General features: G+C 63.9%; 19 protein-coding genes. 8 read left to right on the forward strand and 11 right to left on the reverse strand.

Annotated elements, in window-relative coordinates; genetic code table 11:
* Positions 1–80 precede the first annotated feature (80 nt).
* Positions 81–530, reverse strand: coding sequence for a redox-sensitive transcriptional activator SoxR (soxR, locus tag BTJ49_RS14510; protein WP_113066144.1), 450 nt, complete (start codon positions 528–530; stop codon positions 81–83).
* Positions 531–572: 42 nt separating this feature from the next.
* Here soxR and BTJ49_RS15590 point away from each other — a divergent pair, with 42 nt between their 5' ends.
* On the forward strand, positions 573–1,022 hold the full coding sequence (locus BTJ49_RS15590) for a hypothetical protein (RefSeq protein ID WP_146742363.1): 450 nt from the start codon (positions 573–575) through the stop codon (positions 1,020–1,022).
* Positions 1,023–1,257: 235 nt separating this feature from the next.
* On the forward strand, positions 1,258–2,052 hold the full coding sequence (locus tag BTJ49_RS14515; RefSeq protein ID WP_146742364.1) for a sel1 repeat family protein: 795 nt from the start codon (positions 1,258–1,260) through the stop codon (positions 2,050–2,052).
* A 65-nt stretch (positions 2,053–2,117) separates the two neighbouring features.
* Here BTJ49_RS14515 and BTJ49_RS14520 read toward each other — a convergent pair whose 3' ends face one another.
* From BTJ49_RS14520 to BTJ49_RS14540, 4 genes are all read right to left on the reverse strand, one after another.
* The gene (locus BTJ49_RS14520; protein WP_113066146.1) at positions 2,118–4,067 is read right to left on the reverse strand and encodes a M61 family metallopeptidase; all 1,950 of its coding nucleotides are present in this window, start codon (positions 4,065–4,067) and stop codon (positions 2,118–2,120) included.
* 215 nt (positions 4,068–4,282) lie between these two features.
* Complete coding sequence (locus tag BTJ49_RS14525; RefSeq protein WP_146742365.1) at positions 4,283–5,047, reverse strand: hypothetical protein; 765 nt, start codon at positions 5,045–5,047, stop codon at positions 4,283–4,285.
* A gap of 179 nt (positions 5,048–5,226) precedes the next feature.
* A complete protein-coding gene (locus BTJ49_RS14535) occupies positions 5,227–6,810 on the reverse strand; it encodes a serine hydrolase (protein ID WP_168184764.1) in 1,584 nt (527 codons plus the stop codon).
* 314 nt (positions 6,811–7,124) lie between these two features.
* Complete coding sequence (locus BTJ49_RS14540) at positions 7,125–7,877, reverse strand: DUF2189 domain-containing protein (protein WP_113066150.1); 753 nt, start codon at positions 7,875–7,877, stop codon at positions 7,125–7,127.
* Positions 7,878–8,213: 336 nt separating this feature from the next.
* Between BTJ49_RS14540 and BTJ49_RS14545 the strand changes: the two genes are divergently transcribed.
* From BTJ49_RS14545 to trxC, 3 genes are all read left to right on the forward strand, one after another.
* Positions 8,214–9,752, forward strand: coding sequence for an oligopeptide:H+ symporter (locus BTJ49_RS14545; protein WP_113066151.1), 1,539 nt, complete (start codon positions 8,214–8,216; stop codon positions 9,750–9,752).
* Between the two features lie 115 nt (positions 9,753–9,867).
* Positions 9,868–12,177 carry a Tex family protein gene (locus BTJ49_RS14550; RefSeq protein WP_113066152.1) on the forward strand — a complete coding sequence of 770 codons (2,310 nt, stop codon included), beginning with the start codon at positions 9,868–9,870 and terminating at the stop codon, positions 12,175–12,177.
* A 114-nt stretch (positions 12,178–12,291) separates the two neighbouring features.
* Positions 12,292–12,729, forward strand: a complete 438-nt coding sequence (gene trxC, locus BTJ49_RS14555; protein ID WP_113066175.1) for a thioredoxin TrxC — start codon at positions 12,292–12,294, stop codon at positions 12,727–12,729.
* Positions 12,730–12,909: 180 nt separating this feature from the next.
* Here the strand turns inward: trxC and BTJ49_RS15595 are convergent, their stop codons facing one another.
* From BTJ49_RS15595 to BTJ49_RS14585, 6 genes are all read right to left on the reverse strand, one after another.
* Positions 12,910–13,311: a hypothetical protein gene (locus tag BTJ49_RS15595; protein WP_146742366.1), complete on the reverse strand. Its 402-nt coding sequence runs from the start codon at positions 13,309–13,311 to the stop codon at positions 12,910–12,912.
* Positions 13,308–14,453, reverse strand: a complete 1,146-nt coding sequence (locus tag BTJ49_RS14565) for a serine hydrolase domain-containing protein (RefSeq protein WP_168184765.1) — start codon at positions 14,451–14,453, stop codon at positions 13,308–13,310. The genes BTJ49_RS15595 and BTJ49_RS14565 overlap by 4 nt, the downstream gene beginning before the upstream one ends.
* Before the next feature lie 143 nt (positions 14,454–14,596).
* Complete coding sequence (locus tag BTJ49_RS14570) at positions 14,597–16,159, reverse strand: M56 family metallopeptidase (RefSeq protein ID WP_113066155.1); 1,563 nt, start codon at positions 16,157–16,159, stop codon at positions 14,597–14,599.
* Positions 16,156–16,533 carry a BlaI/MecI/CopY family transcriptional regulator gene (locus tag BTJ49_RS14575; RefSeq protein WP_113066156.1) on the reverse strand — a complete coding sequence of 126 codons (378 nt, stop codon included), beginning with the start codon at positions 16,531–16,533 and terminating at the stop codon, positions 16,156–16,158. Before BTJ49_RS14575 ends, BTJ49_RS14570 begins: the two co-directional genes overlap by 4 nt.
* A 229-nt stretch (positions 16,534–16,762) precedes the next feature.
* Positions 16,763–18,226 (reverse strand): DUF692 family multinuclear iron-containing protein, encoded by a 1,464-nt coding sequence (locus tag BTJ49_RS14580; RefSeq protein ID WP_168184766.1) that lies wholly within the window; start codon positions 18,224–18,226, stop codon positions 16,763–16,765.
* Positions 18,223–18,459: a hypothetical protein gene (locus tag BTJ49_RS14585; RefSeq protein ID WP_146742367.1), complete on the reverse strand. Its 237-nt coding sequence runs from the start codon at positions 18,457–18,459 to the stop codon at positions 18,223–18,225. The genes BTJ49_RS14580 and BTJ49_RS14585 overlap by 4 nt, the downstream gene beginning before the upstream one ends.
* Positions 18,460–18,840: 381 nt before the next feature.
* Here BTJ49_RS14585 and BTJ49_RS14590 point away from each other — a divergent pair, with 381 nt between their 5' ends.
* From BTJ49_RS14590 to BTJ49_RS14605, 3 genes are all read left to right on the forward strand, one after another.
* Positions 18,841–20,787: a CocE/NonD family hydrolase gene (locus tag BTJ49_RS14590; protein ID WP_113066159.1), complete on the forward strand. Its 1,947-nt coding sequence runs from the start codon at positions 18,841–18,843 to the stop codon at positions 20,785–20,787.
* Positions 20,788–20,972: 185 nt separating this feature from the next.
* Entirely contained in the window at positions 20,973–21,728 is a 756-nt protein-coding gene (locus BTJ49_RS14600; RefSeq protein WP_113066161.1) for a M90 family metallopeptidase, read from the forward strand.
* A 212-nt stretch (positions 21,729–21,940) separates the two neighbouring features.
* Entirely contained in the window at positions 21,941–22,267 is a 327-nt protein-coding gene (locus tag BTJ49_RS14605) for a PadR family transcriptional regulator (protein WP_113066176.1), read from the forward strand.
* The last annotated feature ends 49 nt before the right edge of the window (positions 22,268–22,316 follow it).

Below are 22,316 nucleotides of genomic sequence, written 5' to 3' on the forward strand. Positions count from 1 at the left end.
CGCCGGAGTGCGCATCGCGGCACACGAACGCATGAAGCCGGCATGGCGGGATGCGCCATGCCGACGCATCCTGCTGCGTATCAGAGCGAATCCGCATCCAACAGTCGCGGGCCGCTTCCGTCCGCACCCAGTTCATCGCTGGGATTGCGCAATGGGCATTTCTTCAGCGACAGGCAACCGCAGCCGATGCATCCGGTCAACTGATCGCGCAACTGAGTCAGACGCCCGATACGTTCATCCAGATCCTTGCGCCAATGCCGGGACAGACGCCGCCAGTCCTCCACCGTCGGTGTGCGCGCCTGCGGCAGCGTGTCCAGCGCTTCGCCGATGGATGCAAGCGGCAGACCGGTCCGTTGCGCGATGCGGATCACGGCCAGCCTGCGCAGCACATCGCGCCGGTAGCGTCGCTGATTCCCGACATTGCGGCGACTGTGGATCAACCCCTTGCTCTCGTAGAAATGGATCGCGGACACGCTCAACCCGCTGCGTGTCGCAACTTCACCCACGCTGAGCGAGACGGAGTTCGACATGGATTTCACCTGCTTGACCTAAAGTTAACTTGAGGCCGTATCTTGATCCCGACACTAGAGCCGATCAAGCCCGCGCTCGATATCGACCATCGCAACGAGGATCAAGCCATGCATGCCCCGCCTGTCCGGAAAAGAAACGCCCGCACCTTCCTGCAACGACTGCTTCACGCCTACGCGCCGCTGCGCGACCGAGCCATCCTTCTCGATCAGACTTTTCATCTGTCAGCATGGGAAAAATCGCAAGCGCGTTCGGGGCAAGACGGATCGCCCTATGCACCTGTGCAGCTGCAGGAACTGCCGCTGGGCACTTTTCTTGCGTGCCTCCGAAAATTGCAACGGACCGAAAGCGAATGGACGCGGCGACGCATCGAAAAAGTCATACTGGAACTTGCCGAACCACTAAAGAAAGCCGGCGTATTCGAACTCGTCCAGATTACTCACCCCGCTATCGCAGCGATGGTCTCGGACCATCTTGCAGATCTCGAGGCATGATACTCGCCGCATTGTGCATAACCGGAAAATTCTCAATGAGCGCAAGCATGCAATAAAATGCGAGTGCGTCACCGAAGATCCTGGTATCGAACATCATTTTCGAACGCATCGAACATCCTCGACACAAGCACTTCATCCGACCCTGATTTCACATGGTCTTTACGCTCACCGCGATTAACTTATTCGACAAGAATTTCAGCAAAAATTTCATCTACTGATGAAAGGAAGAAACACAATGAATCCAAGGAATGCACTTGTCTCGATTCTCAGTGCCTGCTTGCTTGCAGCCGCAAGTGCCTCATTGGCAACACCTGCAAAACACTCAGCCCTGGATGCGGGGCTGAACAAACAGACCACGGAGCGAACGGAAAGATTACCGTGCATTGATGACTTGTTCGAATTCTTTCCGGGCTACACCGCATACTGCCATGGCATGAACAAATGGCACGCCGGCAGATATCAACAAGGGCTGGACGACCTGAAACGATCCGCAGGCTGGGCCAGCAAGAACGCGCAGTACGCGCTGGGGCTGATCTACTTCAACGGCCATCATGTACCCACCGACCGTGCGCGTGGCCTGGCATGGCTGTTGCTGTCGGCCGAGCGCCAGACACCCCGTCTGTTCAAGAACGTCGCAGCAGTTGCCTTCAAGGTGGCATCGCCGCAGCAGCGCGCGCAGGCCATGAAACTGTATCGACAACTGCTCCCGCGCTACGGTGACGCCTTCGCAGCCCACCGCGCCAGAATGCGCTACACGCACGCCATGCAGCGAGCGATCGGTAGTTGGGCCGGAGATGCAGGAACCCGGGTATGCATCGCCGGACTCACACCGATGGGCGTCGCGGCGCATCCTCCACAAAGCGGCGGTGACGGGGTCCCGGGCACCGAGGGGTCCTGCCCTCCGACCCTCATCGTCAAGGCTAAGCTGCAGAAGGCATCGGACCGATATTTCAAAGGATTGCTTCCCGAAGGACACGTCGACGTCGGCCCGTTGAAGCAGGTGCATGGCCCGAAGCACATCTCACACTGAGCGGCATGCTCGGCGAAGACCTTGCCGCCAGCCGCGGCAAGGTCTCTTCTTCGACTAAGAAGCGACTACTTGCGCGGCGCGATGATCCGACTCAAATAGTCCGGCGTGCCCTTGATGCGCACCAGATGCGGATACTTCAGCCCCTCGTGGTAATCCACCTTCACCGTGCGAATGCCGCCCTGATACTTGAAGGTCAGGCGGATCGGCGCCGTGGCGTCCTTGGCCGCGGCGATGGCGTCCTTCAACGCGGCATCGGAGTAGTCGTGTCCGTTCACCGCGATCAGCGTCGCGCCCGTGCTGACGCCGGCCTTGAAGGCGGGACCGTCCCACAGCACATCGTTGACGGTGCCGTCCTTGTTCATCGTCATGCCGATGGACCAGGCATAGTTGTACAGATGCCGTGCGGACTGTGAACTGTCGTCGTAACGCTGTTCGTACGGACTCTTCTTGTCGGTGTAGACCAGCTTCCAGCCGGCGGCACGCAGGCCGTCCAGCAACGGCGGGTTGCGCGTGTAGGCGTGCGTGCGCAGGAACTTCGCCCAGTCGTACTTCGCCACGCCGTTGAGTGCGGCCACCACGTCGTCGAAGGTATAGGTGTGCGTCACGTAGCTGCCGTTGTCGACGCCGAAGAACGCCCTGGCGAAATCGTCCAGCGACTTGCGGTCGTGCGTCAGCGCGCGCAGCTTGGCGTCGATGGCCAGCCAAACCATCTGACCGGCGCTGTAGTACTCCTCGCTCATCTGCCAGCTTCGATACGGCAGCGGCGCGCGGCGCGCGGCAGTCGGATCGTTGGTGGTGTCCTCCAGCGTGCGCCACTGGAAACCGGGCCGGTCGTGATCGTACTTGGCCGCGACGATGGCCAGCGCGTCGCGGAACTGCCGCGGCGACCACATCCCGCTACGCGCGGTCAGCACGAAGCCCCAGTACTGGGTCTGCCCCTCGTAGACCCACAGCAGCGAATCGCCCATCGGCACATTGAAGTTCGGCGTCCACAAATCGGCGGGACGACGGAACTTGCCGTTCCAGGAGTGCGTGTACTCGTGCGCCAGCAGATCGCGATCCGGCGCGCTGGCCTCCCAGTGGGTGAAGTAGTCGGCACCCAGACCATTCTCGCTGGACTGATGATGTTCGAGTCCGTTGCCGGCCAGATGATCGGACAGCGACAGCAGGAAGTCGTAATGGTCGTAGTGATGCGAACCGAACAGACGGGTCGCCTGCGTGACCAGTGAACGGTGCATCTTCAGCTGTTCGGGCGTGAGCGCGAGATCCTTCGGCGCGTCGGCCACCATGTCCAGATGCACCGACACCTTGGCACCCGGCGCCAGATCCACGCGCTTGAAGTACTTGCCTGCATAGATCGGCGAATCGACCAGGTTGTTGAAGGTCACCGGCTTGAATGTGGTGGTGCCGCCCGACGCCGAGGCGGCGCGCAGCGCGCTGCCGAATTTCCAGCCCTGCGGCAACGTCACGCTCGGTTTGAACGTGATGCGGCGGGTGTAGTGCCCGGCCGGATACAGCGCCATCTTGTTCCACTCCAGCATCAGCATGCGGTCGGTCATCTCGAAACCGCCGTGACGACTGGACAGATACTGGAAATCCGCATCGATCTGCGAGACACCCGCCGGCACGTCGACATGAAAGGCGTAGACGTCGTATTCGTCGCGTGTCCACGTCAGGGGCTTTCCGTTCGCCCGGAGTTCGAGACCGGCCAGCATCGCAACCGGCCCGGTCGGCGAGTGATCGCCGGGAATCCAGGCCGGATACAGCAGCGTCATGCGCCCGGGGCGGACTGGAATCGTCTCGTGCACGCGGAAGATGCCCTGCGCGGTGTCGCGGGCGTCGACATGCAGCGCAATCGTGCCCGGATACGGCGTATCCACGGGCGCGGGAACCTTGGCGCTGTGCGCCGGCTGCGCCTGCACCGAAGCGGCGGCAACTGCCATGCCGGAAATCAGAGCCAGACGAACCAGCACGCGGTGCAGACCGGGCCGACCGGAACGGAAGAAGATGGACATGGAACCCCCAAGGAAAACGCTGCAAAGTGCTCACGTTACCACTGCGCCCGCGACGATGGACCACGCGCCGAACGCTCTGCTCCGCGTGCCAGAAGGCGCAGTGGCGCGTTCAGGTCCGCAGGCGCTGGGAGCGCCCATAGCGGTGCGGCACACACCTCGCGCATGACAACGAGCGCAGATCGACCGACCCGCCTTGCGAACGATCCAACGCTCGCTCAGAGCTCGAAATCCGGATCCACGTCCATGTCGCCACCCTGCTGAAGGTGGTGCTGGAACACGTTCTGCACGTTGCCGTGCGCTTGATGGATCTCGGGAAACGCCATCTGCACGATCTGCGCGCCACGCTGCGCCTGCTCCTGATGCATGACGTCGTGATTGGGCCGCCCGTCCGGCAGCGCGACGAAACCGGGGAAATGCGCATCCGGCGCATCTCCGCGTCGATTCGCGTCGTGCTGCGCCTCGACGCCACCGTGAAACGCCTCGGCGTCCATCAGACCGCGCATGTTGCGCTCGGCCTGCGGCTGGTTGAAGACACCACCGTTGTGAAGTTGCTGCTCCTGCTGGCGCAGGCCGTTGAGGCGATGTCCCTCGCCATGCCCGACACCGCCGAAGCGCACGGCCCCGATCGGGTTCTGCTGCTCGAACCCCTCGGCGGCCTGGAAGAATCCCTGCACGGCGTCGCGCCGCTGGCGCAGATTGGGCACATTCGGCAATCGCTGGATCGCCTGATTCATCTGTGCATCGAAGGGATTCGGGCCGCCCCGATTGTGTCCGGGCATGCCTCGGATCTGGTTGCCCACGTGCTGAGCGGCCTGCCTCGGCGCCACACCGTTGTCGACCTGCCGCTGGAATTCGCCACGTATGCCCTGGCGGATCAGACCATGGGCCAGGACATGATCGCCCTGGTCACCGCCACCGCCGCCACCCTGGAACAGGCCCGGCTGACGCCCTCCGCCTCGACGACCACCGCCTCCGTGCATCGCACTTCCTCCATGGACGCTCAGGATTCTTGACCGGAAGGCGACCGGCGCCGGGCTTGTCCGGACCAGCCGCGATACCGCCTGCGCACTGTACGTACATTCTCGACGCGATCGCAACACGACCGTGTCGTGCGCGATGGAACCCGTCGCCACAGCCTGTCCGAGGTCCTGCGCGGCAGTCACCGCGTCGCGGACGGCTTCACGCGATCGAAGCGGTATCCGTGATACGTCAGCGAATTCGCAAAGCGGGCGTGGTCCGCGAAATGGAAATGCACGACCTCGCCGCCTCCGGTCAACTCGACGCGCAAGGCGTTCCTGGCTGCGTCGTAGATGCCGGCCTTGCTGCGGGCCTCACCGATCGACACATCAAGGTGATCCCCGGATTCGGCCCATCGCATCGTGCCCAGCAGCGGATTGACATACCGCCCGGCGTACGCGCGCAGAGGGTGCGGAAGCGGATGCGCATCGCGAGACCGCTGCACGCGCTGATGGGCGCGCAACGCCCGATCGAATTTCGCCTTGCGCTGCTGCAACAGGCGGAACTGCGCGTCATGCTCCGCACGAGCCTGCTTGCGCGGGGCGCCCAGCCGGTCGTAGATGTAGTCGGCCATTTCATCGGCCGCGTACGGCACACCCACACCATTGGTCAGCACCACCACACCGATACCGGTGTCGGGCATGAACGACACATGCGAGCGATACCCCGCAAACGCACCGAAACGATGCACGAGAATGTGCCCCGCGTAGGTGCCGAGATCCCATCCGTATCCCCAGCCGAAGCGATGATACGGGCCGAAGTCGCGATCCTGGCGGGCGTGCTCGACATGCATGGATGCAATCATGCCGGCCGGAAAGATGCGGCGGCCATCCAGACGACCATCCGCCGCGTTCACGGCAACAAACTTCGCCAGATCACGCGCCGTCGTGAAATAGCCGCCCGCCGCATGCAGGTTTGCGTCCGCCTTGGCCAGCCGAATGCGTCGGAAGCCGTGACCGTCGGCTTCGTGCGGCATCGCGATCTGCTCCCCCCGCAGCGTCGAGACCCGTGCCGTGGTTTCGCGCATACCCAAAGGCTTCAGCACGTCCGCGCGCACGACCGCCTTCCAGCCATGATTCACACCGGGCGCCAGCGCCATACCGAGCAGGTTGTACGGAAAATTGCGATAGACGAAGGCATGCCCCGCCTTGGAACGGCCACAATCACGCATCAGGCGCATCAGCTGTGCCTGCGTGAACACACCACTGAACGCCGTGCGAAACACCACCGGCATGCAGGCACCGAGACCGTCGGTCATGCTGAGCAGTGATCGAATCGTCACCGTGTCGGCCTGCAACGGCGGCTTGAAACGCAGGCCATGCAGATAATCGGTGATCGGCGCATCCAGACGCATCGCACCGCGCGCCACTTCCCGCATCACCGCCGTCGCAGTCAGCGCCTTGGTGGTGGAGGCGATGTAGAACCGTGTCCGGTTGTCGACTTTTCGTCCGCTGCGCGAGTCCGCCATACCGAAACTGGCCGCATACACGACCTTGTCGCCACGGGTCACGGCGATCTGCATGCCGGGGAAAAAGCCGGCATCGAGCAGACGTTTCGCATACGCACCGACATCCGTGCGCCAGTCGGCTCGATGAGAGATGGACACAGCGGCCGTATCGGAGGAACGGTCGAAGTGCGACGAGGCACGTGGCGCAGCCGCGACGAACATGGGCACCGCCAGCAGGCCGAGCCATGCTCCGAACCACGGAGCAATGCGTTGAGTCATGGATGAAATCTCCCTTGCGTCTGCCGAAGGCCGTGCACTTCGATAGCGCCCGCCGAGGCTCAAGCGGCGCAGCATCCCGAACGCTGCGCTTCGCCCACCACAGATACCGTCGCGAGTGCGATGGTTGCAGACGCACCGGGCATGAACCGACGCGCAGAAAAGAATGCAAGCCTCGGGATGGGTTCATCCACATGCGGCATTTCAACCTTCGATGCATGTCCAACGGGGACTTGCGCAGCGTATCCATCGCAGGGGCATCCGCTTGTCGCCTGGAGTGCACGAACGCGCCCCCACGCCCTCGCGCAGGAAGCCCCTCACGCCGCGGGCCAGTCCGAGGCATCCAGCGTGTCGCGCGCGGCATGCCAGGTGGCGTAGGCCAGCCACGGCATGACCAGTCCCAGTCCGACCACGGTGACAAAGCCCACAAGCGTCAACACCACGATCAACAGCCCCCACAGCAGCATCACACGCTTGTTGCGCAACACGGCATTCAGGCTGGACACGCAAGCCGTGACCATGTCGACGGAACGATCCGCGATCAGCGGCAGCGACACCACGGAGACCGCGAAGGTGAACGCGGCGAACACCGCGCCGATCAGTGATCCGATCGCCAGATATTCCATCCAGCCTGCGGCAACGCCCTTCTGCACCGGCACGAAAGCGGTCAGCATCATGCCCGCCCGCGACCACACCAGCATGATGACGAGCTGCACCAGCGCGAAGATGCCGGCCTGCCCCATCACGCGCCGCGCCACGGTGAAGGAATCACGCAGTCGTGGCCGATGCCCCGCATGCAGCGCGCGGCTGACCGAATACAGTCCGACGCCGATCAGCGGCGCCACGTACACGAAGCCGGAAAGCAGCAGCGCCAGCAGTGCGAAACGACCCAGCCGCCAGGCCAGCAGCGACACGACGGCGCTGACCAGCACGATCACCATGCCGAAGAATGCGGTCAGTCCCGGCGCCCGCCGCACATCCCGCCAGCCGGCGCGCAGCCAGCGCCAAGGCGCGGACCACGTCAGACGCCGGCAAGGCACCACGAAGGGACGTTCGGCTTCTTCGCGCATGACGCATCCTCGACGGAATCGGCGAACAAACTATAGCCAAAGCCGAAGGAACCCGGACAACGTCTCGCCCGCCTGCTCCCCCAGAGCGTGACGGAGAAACCACGCCCAGTCTGTCACCGTACGCTCGCGGCATGCACCGCGTTCGGAGCCGGAATCTCGGTGGACCACTCCGAACGTTCCTCGGTGAATGCGACATCTTCGCGCCGCGCCACCACCGATGAGACGACCATCCGCAGCGGGCCGCTCCCTGGCCGGCGCCAGGTAATGCGCTCGCGCCCTGAACACCCGCGAATCGGCAGTGGTTTATGCTTGAACGGATATGTCGACGCCTCAGCCATGGGGCGCTGCACCCTGCAACACATCCAGGACACCATCTTGCTATCGCTCAACCGCGCCTTCTCGAACCAGCCCAAGGGCACCGCAGCTCTGTTCTTCATCCAGACGACCTCGACCCTGAGCTTCGCCGTGCTGTACTCGACGCTGGTTCTGTACACCACCAAGCATCTGCACTTTCCGATCAAGGAAGCCACGGAGATCATGGGTGTGTTCGGCGCGTTCAACTACGGCCTGCACCTGTTCGGCGGGTACCTGAGCGGCCGCTTCCTGAGCAACCGCAATCTGTTTACCGGCGGCATGGTGCTGCAGGTCTTCGGCTGCGGTCTGATCGCGCTGGGCACCTCGGCGATGCTCTACTGGGGACTGGCGCTGTTCCTGACCGGCAGCGGCCTCAATGTCACCTGCATCAACATGATGCTGACGCAGCGCTTCACGCCCGACGACACGCGACGCGAAGGTGCGTTCCTGTGGAACTACGCCGGCATGAACCTGGGCTTCTTCATCGGCTTCACCGTGGCCGGTCACTACCAGCTGACCAGCAGCTACGCGAGCCTGTTCCTGTTCGCGACCCTCGGCAACCTTCTCGCCATCGCGCTGGTAGCGCTGAACTGGAAGACCCTCGCCGACCGCAACACGCCGCTGCTGGACGCATCGCGTCGCGCCTACGCGGGCCGTTTCCTGGTCGGTGCCGCCATCCTGGTCGGGCTGGTGCCCGTGGTCTGGGTCCTGCTGCTGCACCCCGGTTCGACCGAGACCCTGATCAAGGGCATCTGTGTCGCCGTGGCCGCCGGTCTGGTCTATCTCACGATCCGGCATCGCGACCGGCTCGAACGCAATAACATGTGGGCCTATCTGATCCTGGCGCTGGGTTCGCTGGTGTTCTGGGCGCTGTACCAGATGGCGCCGAGCGGCCTGCAACTGTTCGCGGTCAACAACGTCGACCTCCACGTGTGGGGCGTCACCATCGCGCCGCAGTGGATCCAGAACATCAACACGGTCGTGATCGTGGTCGGCGGGCCGCTGATGGCCGCCTGGTTCCAGCGTCTGCGCGCGCGTGGATGGAACGTCGACATCCCGGCGCAGTTCTCGGTGTCGCTGCTGCTGATGGGACTGGGTTTTCTCGCTCTGCCCGCAGGTATCTTCTTCGCCGACGGACAGGGGCTGGTCGGATTCGGCTGGCTGTTCGGCAGCTATGTCCTGCAGAGCATTGGCGAGCTGCTGATCTCGCCGATCGGCTACGCGATGATCGGCAAGCTGGCGCCGCGCAAGTACCAGGGCATCATGATGGGCAGCTGGATGCTGGTCACGGGACTGGCTTCGCTGTACGCGGGCGATTTCTCCGGCATGATCCCCGAACCCGACGGCGCCACGGCGCTGGCGACCGACCCGGCCTACGCCAGCCTGTTCGCCAAGCTGGGCGGCGGAAGCCTCGCCGTCGGCATTGCCCTGATCGTGCTGATCCCGTTCCTGCGCAAGCTGATCCGCACACGCAAGCGCGATGCCGCGGACATGTCGGCCGAGGCCGTGCCCGCCCACTAGCGCGTCGGACGCACACGCCACGCTATTGACGCCAGCAGCGAAAGAATGATTCCTTTCGCTGCTTCCCTGCCCGACTTCGGGTTTCCACGACACCGCAAGGACTCTGCACGCCCCCATGCTCAGCATCGAACAACGCATTGCCGAAGACATCGCCGCACAGGCCGCCCAGGTGCGCGCCGCGGTGAACCTGCTCGATGACGGCGCCACCGTCCCCTTCATCGCCCGCTACCGCAAGGAAGCCACCGGCGGCCTGGACGACACCCAGCTGCGCCTGCTGGAAGAACGCCTGCGCTACCTGCGCGAACTGGAGGACCGGCGCGCGGCGATCCTAAGCAGCGTCGACGAACAGGGCAAGCTGACCGACGCCCTGCGCGAGCAGATCGAAAGCGCCGAGACCAAGGCGCGACTGGAGGATCTGTACCTGCCCTACAAGCCGAAGCGCCGCACCAAGGCGCAGATCGCGCGCGAGGCGGGCCTGGAGCCGCTGGCGCAGGCGCTGCGCGAAGACCCGTCCGTGGCACCGGAAGCACGCGCCGAGGCCTTCGTCGACGAAGAAAAGGGCGTGGCCGACACCAAGGCCGCCCTCGATGGCGCGCGAGCGATCCTGATGGAGACCATCGCCGAGGACGCCGCCCTGGTCGGCGAACTGCGCGACTGGCTGTGGGACGGCGGCACGATCCGCGCCCGCGTGTTCGAGGGCAAGGAAGACGAAGGCGCCAAGTTCCGCGACTACTTCGATCACAGCGAGGCCATCGCGCGGATTCCCTCGCATCGCCTGCTGGCGCTGATGCGCGCGCGCAACGAGGGCATCCTCGAACTGGAACTGGTGCCGCCGGGCGCGGACGCCGAGCAGGGCCACGCCGCCGGCGAGGCGCGTGTCGCCCTTCACGCCGGCATCGAAAACCAGGGCCGACCCGCCGACGCCTGGCTGGCCGACACCGTACACTTGGCCTGGCACGCGAAGCTGCACCTGCATCTGAAACTGGACCTGTTCGGCCGCGCCCGCGAGGCCGCCGAAGACGCTGCCATCTCGGTGTTCGGCGACAACCTCAAGGACCTGCTGCTGGCCGCGCCAGCCGGTCCCAAGGCCGTGATGGGCCTGGACCCGGGTATCCGCACCGGCGTCAAGGTGGCCGTGGTCGACGCCACCGGCAAGGTGCTGGACACGGCAACCATCTACCCGCACGAACCGCGCCGCCAGTGGGACCAGTCCATCGCCGAACTGGCGCGTCTGTGCGGCAAGCACAAGGTCGCCCTGATCGCCATCGGCAACGGCACCGCCTCGCGCGAGACCGACAAGCTGGCCGGCGAACTCATCAAGAAACACGCGGCATTGAACCTGGCCAAGATCGTGGTCAGCGAGGCCGGCGCCTCGGTCTACTCGGCCTCGGAGACCGCCGCCCGCGAATTTCCCGATCTGGACGTGTCCCTGCGCGGCGCGGTCTCCATCGCGCGCCGCCTGCAGGACCCGCTGGCCGAACTGGTCAAGATCGAACCCAAGGCCATCGGCGTCGGCCAGTATCAGCACGATGTCAACCAGGCCAAGCTGGCGCGCTCGCTGGACGCCTGCGTCGAGGACTGCGTGAACGGCGTCGGCGTGGACGTGAACACCGCCTCCGCGCCGCTGCTCTCGCGGGTCGCCGGCCTGTCGCCGAGCGTCGCCGAGAACGTCGTGCATCACCGCGACGGCCACGGCGCCTTCCGCACCCGCAAGGCGCTGCTGGACGTGCCGCGTCTGGGCGAGAAGGCCTTCGAGCAATGCGCCGGCTTCCTGCGCATCGGCAACGGCGATAACCCGCTCGACGCCAGCTCCGTGCATCCGGAAGCCTATCCGGTGGTCGAACGCATCGTCGCCCGCTGCGGCCGCGAAGTGCGCAACCTGATCGGCGATGCGCCCTTCCTGCGCAATCTGAAGCCCGAGGATTACACCGACGAACGCTTCGGCGTACCCACCGTGCGCGACATCCTGAAAGAGCTGGAGAAGCCCGGCCGCGACCCGCGCCCCGAGTTCGTCACACCCTCCTTCGCCGAAGGCGTGGAAGAGATGAAGGATCTGACCGTGGGCATGGTGCTGGAGGGCCGCATCAGCAACGTCGCCGCCTTCGGCGCCTTCGTCGACATCGGCGTGCACCAGGACGGACTGGTCCATGTTTCGGCGCTGTCGCACCAGTACGTCAAGGACCCGCGCGATGTGGTCAAGGCCGGCGACATCGTCAAGGTGAAGGTGATGGAGGTCGACCTGGCGCGCAAGCGCATTGGTTTGTCCATGCGTCTGGACGACGTGCCCGGCGAGTCGCGCAGCCAGCGTCCCGCCCGCGAGGATCGCCCGCGCGGCAAGGGCGCGCGCAAGGGTTCGCCGAAACCCGCCGCCGCACCGGCCAACAATGCCCTGGCAGCCGCCTTCGCCCGCGCGAAGAAGGACTGAGCCGGCGGCGCATGACTCGGAGCCGGGGGATGCCCATCCCCGGCTCCGCACCGCCCCTTTCTCTCGGCGCATTTCGTCCCTATATCCGGGGAAAGCCCACAGGGAATGGTCGTCATGAGCACCCCGCTGCATATCGTTTGTCCGCATTGCGAAGCCATCAACCGCGTACCCGCCGACCGGCTGGACGCCGCGCCCACCTGCGGGCGATGCCATGAGGCGCTGTTCCAGGGCGCGCCGCTGGCGGTCAACGAAGCGGCGTTCCAGAAGCATCTGACGCGCAACGACATCCCCGTGCTGGTGGACTTCTGGGCCACCTGGTGCGGTCCCTGCCGCATGATGGCGCCGGAATTCGCCAAGGCCGCGTCGCAACTCGAACCCCGGGTCCGCCTGCTCAAGGTCGACACCGATGCCGAGCAGAACCTCGGTGCCCGTCACGGCATCCGCAGCATCCCCACGCTAGCCCTGTTCCGGGGCGGACGCGAAATCGCGCGCCAGGCCGGTGCGATGCAGGCTGCCGGCATCATGCAGTGGGTGCGTGGCCAGATAATGTAATCACGCTGAAGCGTCCGCAGTTCCAATCAATGGTTGAAAAAAGTCACCTTTGGAGCGCCTGCCACACGAATATCTGCAGACTCCCGATGCAAACAAAGAACTGCGCGCACATTCGACCGTATCGAATCGGGCCAGTAAATGGTCGTTTTTCGACGCTTCCGTGAAACGCCTCCTGAGGATTCAGTGATGCACGTATCTGAAGGTTCGCACCAACCCCCTTTTCGCTTTCGCGGTCCAGTAACTCAGCAGGCCGCCAAACACCACCGCACCGCCCGCCATGGCCAACAGCGCGGAGAGCGAATAGGTCGCGAAATACAGCCATGCCATGAGCGCGGCGATGCCACCAATGACCGCGCCAATCTTGAACGCCGTCGCCATTTCATCCTGCGTTGCACCGTAGACCACGCTTCCCTGACATCCTACGCAAACCACCGCACCGGGATTAATGGCCGTCTTGCAAAGACTGCATATCTGCACACCTGCGTTCATCGATAGTCCCTCGACATCCGTATCCACCGACCAAATCAGCCGGTCCTGACTACGCTGAACACCATCCTCTCTTAAATTCTTCGTCAGGATCAATTCGTTCGGTGGCTCTCACCATCACGGTACTGGTGCAGAAAATTGGCCACCGGGTAGCACACCGGTGGCGACCGGTTGCTGAGCACGATGATCGTCTCGCCCGTTTCCGGGTAGGTGCGCACGTCGTTGCACATGCCGTCGCCGCTCCCACCGTGACCCCAACGGAAATCGCGACGGGGCCTTCCAAGACCGTACCCGGTGGCGAAGAAACCGAGACCCATGTAAGCGCGATAAGTCCGCGTCGCCTTCGCGAACAGGGCATGCGGAATCAACTTTCCAGTCTGCAGGGCGCGCACGAAGCGGTACATGTCACGCGTGGTCGAGACCTCGCCGCCGGCCGGAAAGCCGTGCTTTGGCTCCGTCGCGCAGTTGGGCACGCGCTTGCCATCGACCGTCGAGTAGCCGACCGCGAGCGAGGGGTCGTGCGTGGTGCAATGGACGAATCCCGTCTGCGTCATGCCTGCCGGCTTGAAGACATGCCGGCGCACATAGGTTTCGAAGTCCTCGCCCGAAAGCACCTCGACCATGCGTCCGAGCACGACATACCCGAAGTTGCCATAGACCAGTTTGCTTCCCGGCTTGAACGCCGGCGGACGCCGATCGCCCAGCGCCAGCATGTCGGCAACGTTGTGCACGCGCGCACGATTGGCCGCGTTCTCGATACCAAACAGCGGAATGTCGCCAGCGCCGCCGGTATGGGTCAGCAATTCGCGGACCGTGACCGTGTTGGCGAACGTCCGGTTCGGGTAATGCTTCAGCACATCGCCGACGTGCGTGTCGAATGAAAGCCGATGCGCGGCAATCAGCTGAAGAATCGCCACCGAGGTGAACATCTTGCCGGCCGAGGCCAGATTGAATCGCGTGTCCACGGTCACCGGATCGCTGCGTTCGGCATCACGTTTTCCGTAGGCCTTGTCCAGCAGCACGCGTCCGTCGCGCGCAACGAGCACGACGCCCGAGAACCGATCCGCATGCGTCAGACCGAGAGCGAAGCCGTCCAGACGCGCAAGCGCCGTTGCATAGGAAGCATTCGCAGCCTCACAGGATGCCGGAGCCGCCTGCGTCGGACCGAATGCGACGACGAGCAGACCCGCGAGCCATCCTCGACTCACGCGGCAGCGCAATGCATACAGAATATTCATGGATGGTTCCTCGTGTGCAGAAGATGCCGGCCCCACGCTCCGGCTGGCGACAACCCTGGGCCGTCGCGGGTGAGTCGACGCGGCTGAAGACAACCCGATCCGGCCGGGCATCGAAGGCCGGGTCGAGACATGACAGGACGAAATCAGCGATAGCGGAACGCTCGCGTCACGATGCCGTGACGGTCGACTACCAGCGTCATGGTTTCGGTTCCGTGTGCATGCCGTACGGTGTAGACGTCATCGCCGAACCGATTGACCCCGGCGAAGGCATAGGACTGGACCGGTCCGAGCTTGGCGAGATAAGCCTCGCGCGAAGCTCTCTGCTGCACGCGGGCGCGCGCCAGGCCGGCGCTCATGCCGGCGCCATTGTCGGGATCGCTGAGCAGCAATTTCAGCCCCTTCAGACTTCCAGGGTAGGGTTTCTGCGCCTTGATGCGCGCGGCCAGCCTGGCCTCGATACGATCGGCTTCGGCCTTGTCCGTGCGCTGCACGTCCAGCACGACATGGCCCTTGTATTCAATCTTCAGCCGGTTCGCGCGACCCTTGGCGCCCACATCGAAGTGCACGACAGCGGGCTGTCCCTGCACGGCAAAGCGATTTGCACCCAGCGGCACCGCATAGAACGGCTTGGGCGCGGCCGCCTGCGCGCTGATGTCGAACTTGAGACCCTTGTCGGCCTGCGTGACCACGACCCGCGAGATCGCGCTGACCTTGTAGTACCCCACATAGCGGTCCAGCACGGAAGGCGTGAGCGTGACGATGTGACCCGTCCCCGCCGGAACGCTTTCGGGCGGCGTGACCTGCGCGGCGAACGCCGCCATGCCGAACGATACGCAAGCCAGCGCCAGCACGGTCAGCCCCGCCCACTTTCGCGGCTGCGCCAGCATGATCTTGATACGCTGTTCGAGGAAGGAACACGATTCGAACATCGCCGGAACCAGCACGATGCGCGACACCTGCAGTTCGCCCACGTGGATCAGCGTTTCGCAATATTCGCCGAGATTGCCGCCGTTACGCAGCACGCGCGCATCGCAATCGACTTCGATGGCGCGACGCAGACGGAAGAACTGCCACCAAAGCAGCGGATTCCACGGCATCAGCGCCACCAGCGTCACAGCCAGCACGACTAGCTGCGGATCGCGGGCGTCCAGATGGCTCCGTTCGTGCACCATCACCGCACGCTGCTGACGCTCCGGAACATCCAGCAACCACGCAGGCACCACGATCTGCGGTCGCAGCAACCCCGCCACGGCGGGTCCCACCTCGGACGTGACCAGCACCCGTTCACCGCATACCGTGCGCTCGGACCACTCGCGCTTGCGGCGGCGCAATTGCACGGAGCCGGCGATGAGCACGATGAACATCAGCAGCGACATGGCCATCCATCCGCCGCGGATCATCGTCGCGACATGATCGACCGCACCGTACGGCTGTCCTCCGCCCAGGTGGACCAGCAGCGCCGGCATCGGTATGGACGTCACATCACGCAAGACGATGGGAGGTCGCATCGCGCCCGACCGAAGCATGCCCGGCAAGTGGAACGACACCGAAGCCATCAGCACGGGCAACACCAGCGATCCGACGAGCGCGCCCAGCCAGAACCAGCGCGTGGCCCGATGACGCACCCGCGAAGCGCGTTCCGCAGCCAGCGCCGCGGCGCTCAATGCGATCGAGACCAGGGTCGCATACATCATCCAGGCGATCATTCCGGCTTCTCCTCGTCCGCGTGCTCGGCCAGCATCTGGCGCATGCGCCGAATCTGCTCAGCGCTCAGCTTCTGCTCCGACACCAGATGCGAAAACAGCAATTCGGCGGAGCCCTTGAACAACTTGTCGGTCAGATGCTGCACGGCATTCTTGCGCGCGGCACGTTGCTGGACGCTGGCGAAGAAGCGATGCCCGCGTCCGACGGCCTCGTGGCCGACGAACCCCTTGGACTCGAGCGTGCGCAGCACTGTCAACACGGTGGTATAGGCCAGCGGATCGGCCAGACGTTCACGCACTTCGGCTACGGTCGAGGGGCCGCTCTCCCACAGCGCCTGCATCACGTCGGCCTCACGATCGGTGAGGGAAATCTTCACGGCTCCACCCCTATCTACTATATATTTAGTAGATGGTAGAGCGAAAAACGAACCTGTCAACTACAAATATAGTAGATCGCATCAGACGCGCAGATAGACGGAGCATGAAAGCGGTTTGCGGGAACCGCGCGAGCGTCGCGACAACTTCGTGTCGCCGGCCGCAGTTCCGCCCTACCCGACTCGAGCTAAATCATGCATCCCCTGATGCGTACGCGGGCAAACACCCGAATCACCCCGAAGCCCGATGCGCGCTGACACGCGGCGTCACGGTGATCTCGACGTCGAGCTCCGGCAAAGTTTTCGGCAATTGGCCCGCTTTGAGCGACTGGATGAAGCGATTCGGATCGCAGGTGAAACGCACACGCTGGGGCTGCCGGATCATTTCCGCACGATGCGCGGCAAGCTCGAATGCGAGCAGTTCATCCAGATGCGGAAGTAGATCCTTCTCGGCCAGAAACTCGGCGAATGCCCGCGCCTCCTCGGACATGAACGCCTCGGGCGCATGCAGGCTCCAGTGCGTCTGCAGCAATGCCTTGAAGCCGTCCTCGCCGCGCGCCAGCAGCAGATAGCGCGTGGAAAGCGGCAGCGCATCGGCAATCGTGCCCATGCGCACTGCATCGACCAGATCCCGGTAGATGCCGACAGCCGGATCATCGATGGGTGCGTCGACCGATGGCGCACTGCGATCTACCGCGTGACGGATCTGCGTGCCCCACATTTCCGGAGACGGAAGCGCCGCATCCCCCACGGACAGTACATCGCATTCTTCACGTGTGATGGTCTCGGTCGAAGAAGCGACGCAAGCGCTGCCACGAAGCGACCAGGTCTCACGCAAAACACCGCCGCACCGGACCAGATCGTCCACATCGAGACCGGCATGAACCAGATAGTCCGGCACGATCTCGAAGACCAGCGCATGAAGCGCGGGCAACTGCGGCACGACACGCCGGGCCAACGCCAGAAGCTCGTCCGGCGGCAGGTCGGAATGTGCATCCAACCAATACCCCTTGTAGGGCTGTCCACCGGCCAGATGCATCTCCCACACTCGCTCGAGCGGCAAGCCATCCACAACGGATGCCACGGATTGCCGACCGTTGCGCTCGTTGGCCCAGATGTTGTGCAGATCGAGCAGGATGCCGCAGTCGGCGCGTTCGGCGATCGATCCCCAGAACTCGCTGTCGGGCAGTTCTCCCGGTCGCGGGCGCAGATAGTTGACGCCCGTCTCGAAGGCGAACGGCAACCCGAAGTCATCCTGCAGACGTCGTATGTTGTCGACGATCGTGTCCACGGAAGACCGCGACTGGATGGGCGGCATCAGGAAACCCAGGGCACGCCGATCTTCGCCGCAGCCGGTCGTCTGCAGACTCGCATGCTCGCTCCACCAGGCCGGTTTCAGACGATCGAAGGTCGCCCGCAGCGCGGGGAGATTTCGCGCGTCGGACGGCGTACTCCCGCCCACGGCGTAACCCACGCTGTGAACAAGCACGGGACGACGCTGGGCGCACAACTGCTCGAAAGCACCCTCGTTCAATCGGAACGGCTCGTTGCCGCGCCCGTCGTCCCGCGCTCCGGCTTTCGTCCAGAACGCCTGGGGCTCGACCTCGATCAGGTCCCAGGCGTCCAGACTCGACGCAATCGTCGCCTCGAGTCCCGGCAACCAGACGATGCCGACACCGAGATCCGGCAGGTTCACCAGCCGCGGGGAGCCGACTCGTGGATCTGACCCTTGATGTCGACCACGAAGTTGCGTGTGATGTCCCAGCGGATGTCATGCCCGGATGTGCAGGCTGCGCAGCCGAGGCGGCCGAGGATGTCCTTCTGGATCCCGGCGAACTTCTTGAAGTCGAAAAGGATTTCGGCGGGCACGCTCACCCGCACGATATTGTCTTTCTGCGTCGCAAGCGCATGTTTCATTTCGATACCCATGTTCGTGTCTCCTTGTGCTCGTTGCCTGTCCTGAGAACCTTGGCGAACTGCGCTGCCGTGACCATGGTCGACGCCGCATCGGCTTGCGACCGCGATCATGCAGGCAAGCAAAGACACTACGCTGATGACTCGCCACAACAACCCGCAGTTGGTCGTAGGAGGACTCCTACACGGAAACGGCTTGGACCGGCTCGCCGCCAGGTCGAACGAGGTCGGCCCGACATGTGCGGACACGCAAAGAAATCACTGTTTCCTTTGCACCGGAAGTGCCCGCCCGGCTCCGGAAGTCCACGCCCACTTGCAAAAAGGCAGCGTGCGTTCCCATAGTGCAGAAACGCCGCCGCAAACATCGATGGCGCGCTCCGACCACGAGGACTCCCCATGAGCAAAGCGACCCTGCGCTCGGCCCTGCTTGCGCTGGCCTGCATCTATTCGGCAACCCTCCTTGCCGCCCCCCCCTCCGACATCCGTCACGGGAACGTCACGCCCGACATGATCCAGACCGGATCGGACATTCCCGATCACTGGAAACAGCCGGAGGGCAACTTCGACTACGTCAAGCGCGAAGTGATGATTCCGATGCGCGACGGCGTGAAGTTGCACACCGTGATTCTGATGCCGAAGCACGCGAAGAATCTGCCGATCATCCTCAACCGCACGCCGTACCAGGCCGACGGCTGCGCGCCCAACAACAGTCCGCACATGGTCGACGCCGTGTGGTCGGGCCTGAAAGACTTTGCCAACGGCACCTTCATCCTGGTCTGCCAGGACATCCGCGGAAAGTACGGCTCGCAAGGCAAGTACGTGATGACGCGCCCGCCGCGCGGCCCGCTCAATCCGACCAAGACCGACGACACCACCGACGCCTGGGACACCATCGACTGGCTGGTGAAGAACCTGAAGCAGTCCAACGGAAAGGTCGGCATGATGGGTTCGTCCTACGACGGCTGGACCGTGGTCATGGCCCTGCTCCACCCGCATCCGGCACTGAAGGTCGCGGTGCCGGAGAGTCCGATGATCGACGGCTGGATGGGCGACGACTGGTATCACTACGGTGCGTTGCGCCAGATCAACCTGGACTACTTCACCGGCCAGATGACCGCGCGCGGCTCCGGAAAATCCGTTCCGCGCGAGAATTACGACGACTACACCAACTTCCTCGATGCCGGTTCGGCCGGGGCCTATGCCGACGCCCACGGTTTCAAACAACTGCCATGGTGGAACCGCTTCGCCGCACACCCGGCCTATGACGCCTTCTGGCAGCTGCAAGCGCTGGACAAGCAGGTTGCCAAGCATCCGTCCAGCGTGCCCACCATGTGGCTGCAGGGCATGTGGGACCAGGAGGACATCTACGGTGCCGTGCATGCCTGGGAAGCACTGAAAAAGGCCGGTCACGGCGCCAACAATCACCTGGTGATCGGCCCGTGGTGGCACAGCCAGATCAACCGCGACGGCTGGCACATGGGCCCGCTGAAGTGGCCGGGAAACACCACCGCGCAGTTCCGACGGAATGTCATGATCCCGTGGTTCAACCACTATCTGCGCGGCACGCCGCTCAAGCACTCGCTGCCCGAAGCGATGATCTACAACCCGGTCGAGAAACGCTGGGACCGCTTCCGCGAATGGAAGGTGGCCAGCAACCAGAAGCTCACCCCGCTCTACCTGCAGAATCGCTTCGGCCTGGGCTTCGACAAGCCGGTCGGCGGCAGCGACAGCTACGTCTCCGATCCGGCCAAACCGGTACCGTATCTGCCGCGCCCGATTCCGGCCCACGACACCGACCGCTGGCGCACCTGGCTGGTGCACGACCAGCGCTTCGTCGAGACCCGCCCCGATGTGCTGTCCTATGTCACTCCGGTGCTGACCAAGACCGTAACCATCCAGGGCGCGCCGATCGCCGACCTCTACGCCAAGACCACCGGCACCGACGGCGACTTCGTGGTCAAGTTGATCGACGTCTATCCTGGCACCTATCCGTCCGACCCGAAGATGGGTGGCTACGAGTTGCCAGTGTCGATGGACATCTTCCGCGGCCGCTATCGCAAGAGCTTCTCGCACCCCTCCCCGATTCCGGCCAACGAGGTGCAGCAATACAAGTTCCGGCTGCCCACGGTGAACTACGAGTTCAAGCCGGGCCACCGCATCATGGTGCAGATCCAGTCGACGCTGTTCCCGCTCTACGACCGCAACCCGCAGACATATGTGCCCAACATCCTGTTCGCCAAGCCCTCGGACTACCGCAAGGCCACGGTGACGATCGAGCACGGTGAAAGCGGACACAGCGCGGTGCTGCTTCCCGTCGTGGAAAGCGCGAACACGGGCCGCTGAGCTAGACGCCGGGCCGCAATATGCGGTCCGGCTCTTTGCGGATATCGAGACGCGCGGAGGTCGTCCATTCATGCGCGCCCTCCGCGCTTCTCGACAGACTCTGCGTCACGCCCCGCGTGCACGGCTTGAGAACATGCGCGAGAGCCCTGATTTCCAGGATTCCATGAGCCGCTATCGTGCGTGACATGTTCGACAAGATCCGAAATTGGCGCGTACGACGCACCGTCGCCCGGCACCCGATCGCCGAACCGCTCTGGCGAGATGCACTCCGGCGCTGTGCCCCGGCGCGGCGGCTGGGCGCATCCGACCAGGCATCGCTGCGCGTGCTGGCCACGTTGTTTCTGGATCGCAAATCACTGGAACCCGTCCAGGGCGTGCAACTGGACGACGCCGACCGCGTCCTGCTCGCCGCCCACGCTTGCCTGCCCATCCTGAAACTGGGTCTCGACTGGTACGACGGCTGGCACAGCGTCATCGTGTATCCGGACGCATTCATTCCGCGCCGCACGCAGACCGACGCCGCCGGCGTGGTGCACCAGACCCGCAATGTGCTGGCCGGTGAAGCCTGGGGCCGCGGACCGGTGATCCTGTCCTGGGCCGATGTGCTCAATGTCAGGAAGAAACCCGGGCACAACGTGGTCATCCACGAAATGGCGCACAAGCTCGACATGCTCAACGGCGACGCCAACGGCTTCCCGCCCCTGCACCGACGCATGGATCGCCGCGTATGGACCGAGGTCTTCTCCAGCGCCTGGGATCGCCTGCATGAAGCGCGGCGCGACGGCGAGGACCTGCCAATCGATCCGTACGCCCTGGAAAACCCCGCCGAATTCTTCGCCGTGACCAGCGAGCACTTCTTCGAGGAACCGGCGCGACTGCGTGAGCACCTGCCGGACGTCTACCGGCAACTCGCGTTGTTCTATCGGCAGCACCCGTTCTGAACGTTCCGACTTCAGGAACAGATTCGTCGGCGAGAGATCCAGGCACCTCCCCCGGAACGCTTCCGGAGAAGTTCGGACGGACTTGTCCTCGCATCCAGCCACGTCTGCGCGAACAAATCACAACCTGTTAATCAGCCGGACGGCAAGCAGCAGCCTGCTTCTGCGACGTCGGATGCATTGACATACATAGAGCCTCAATGCATCATGCTGCCATGTTCGAGAAAGATCTCGTCGCAGCCACGTCACGCACCTTCATCCTCTCCATCCTCACGGAAGGAGATTCCTACGGCTACGAGATCATCCAGCACGTGGCTGCACTGACTCACGACGAACTGATCTGGACGGACGGGATGCTCTACCCGGTCCTGCATCGCCTGGAAGACAGTGGGTGCGTGCGTTCGTACTGGCAGCCGTCATCGACCGGACGAAAGCGCAAGTACTACGCACTCACCGACACCGGTCGGGCTGAACTCGAAGAAAGAAAGCGCCAGTGGCACTTGGCTAACGATGCCCTGAGCGTCTTGTGGCGTAACCCATGAGCACCGGCTCCCGGCGAATGCGACCGGGACTCAGGCGGCTTGACCCACC

This window comes from Oleiagrimonas sp. MCCC 1A03011 (assembly GCF_003267965.1).
Taxonomy (GTDB): domain Bacteria; phylum Pseudomonadota; class Gammaproteobacteria; order Xanthomonadales; family Rhodanobacteraceae; genus Oleiagrimonas; species Oleiagrimonas citrea.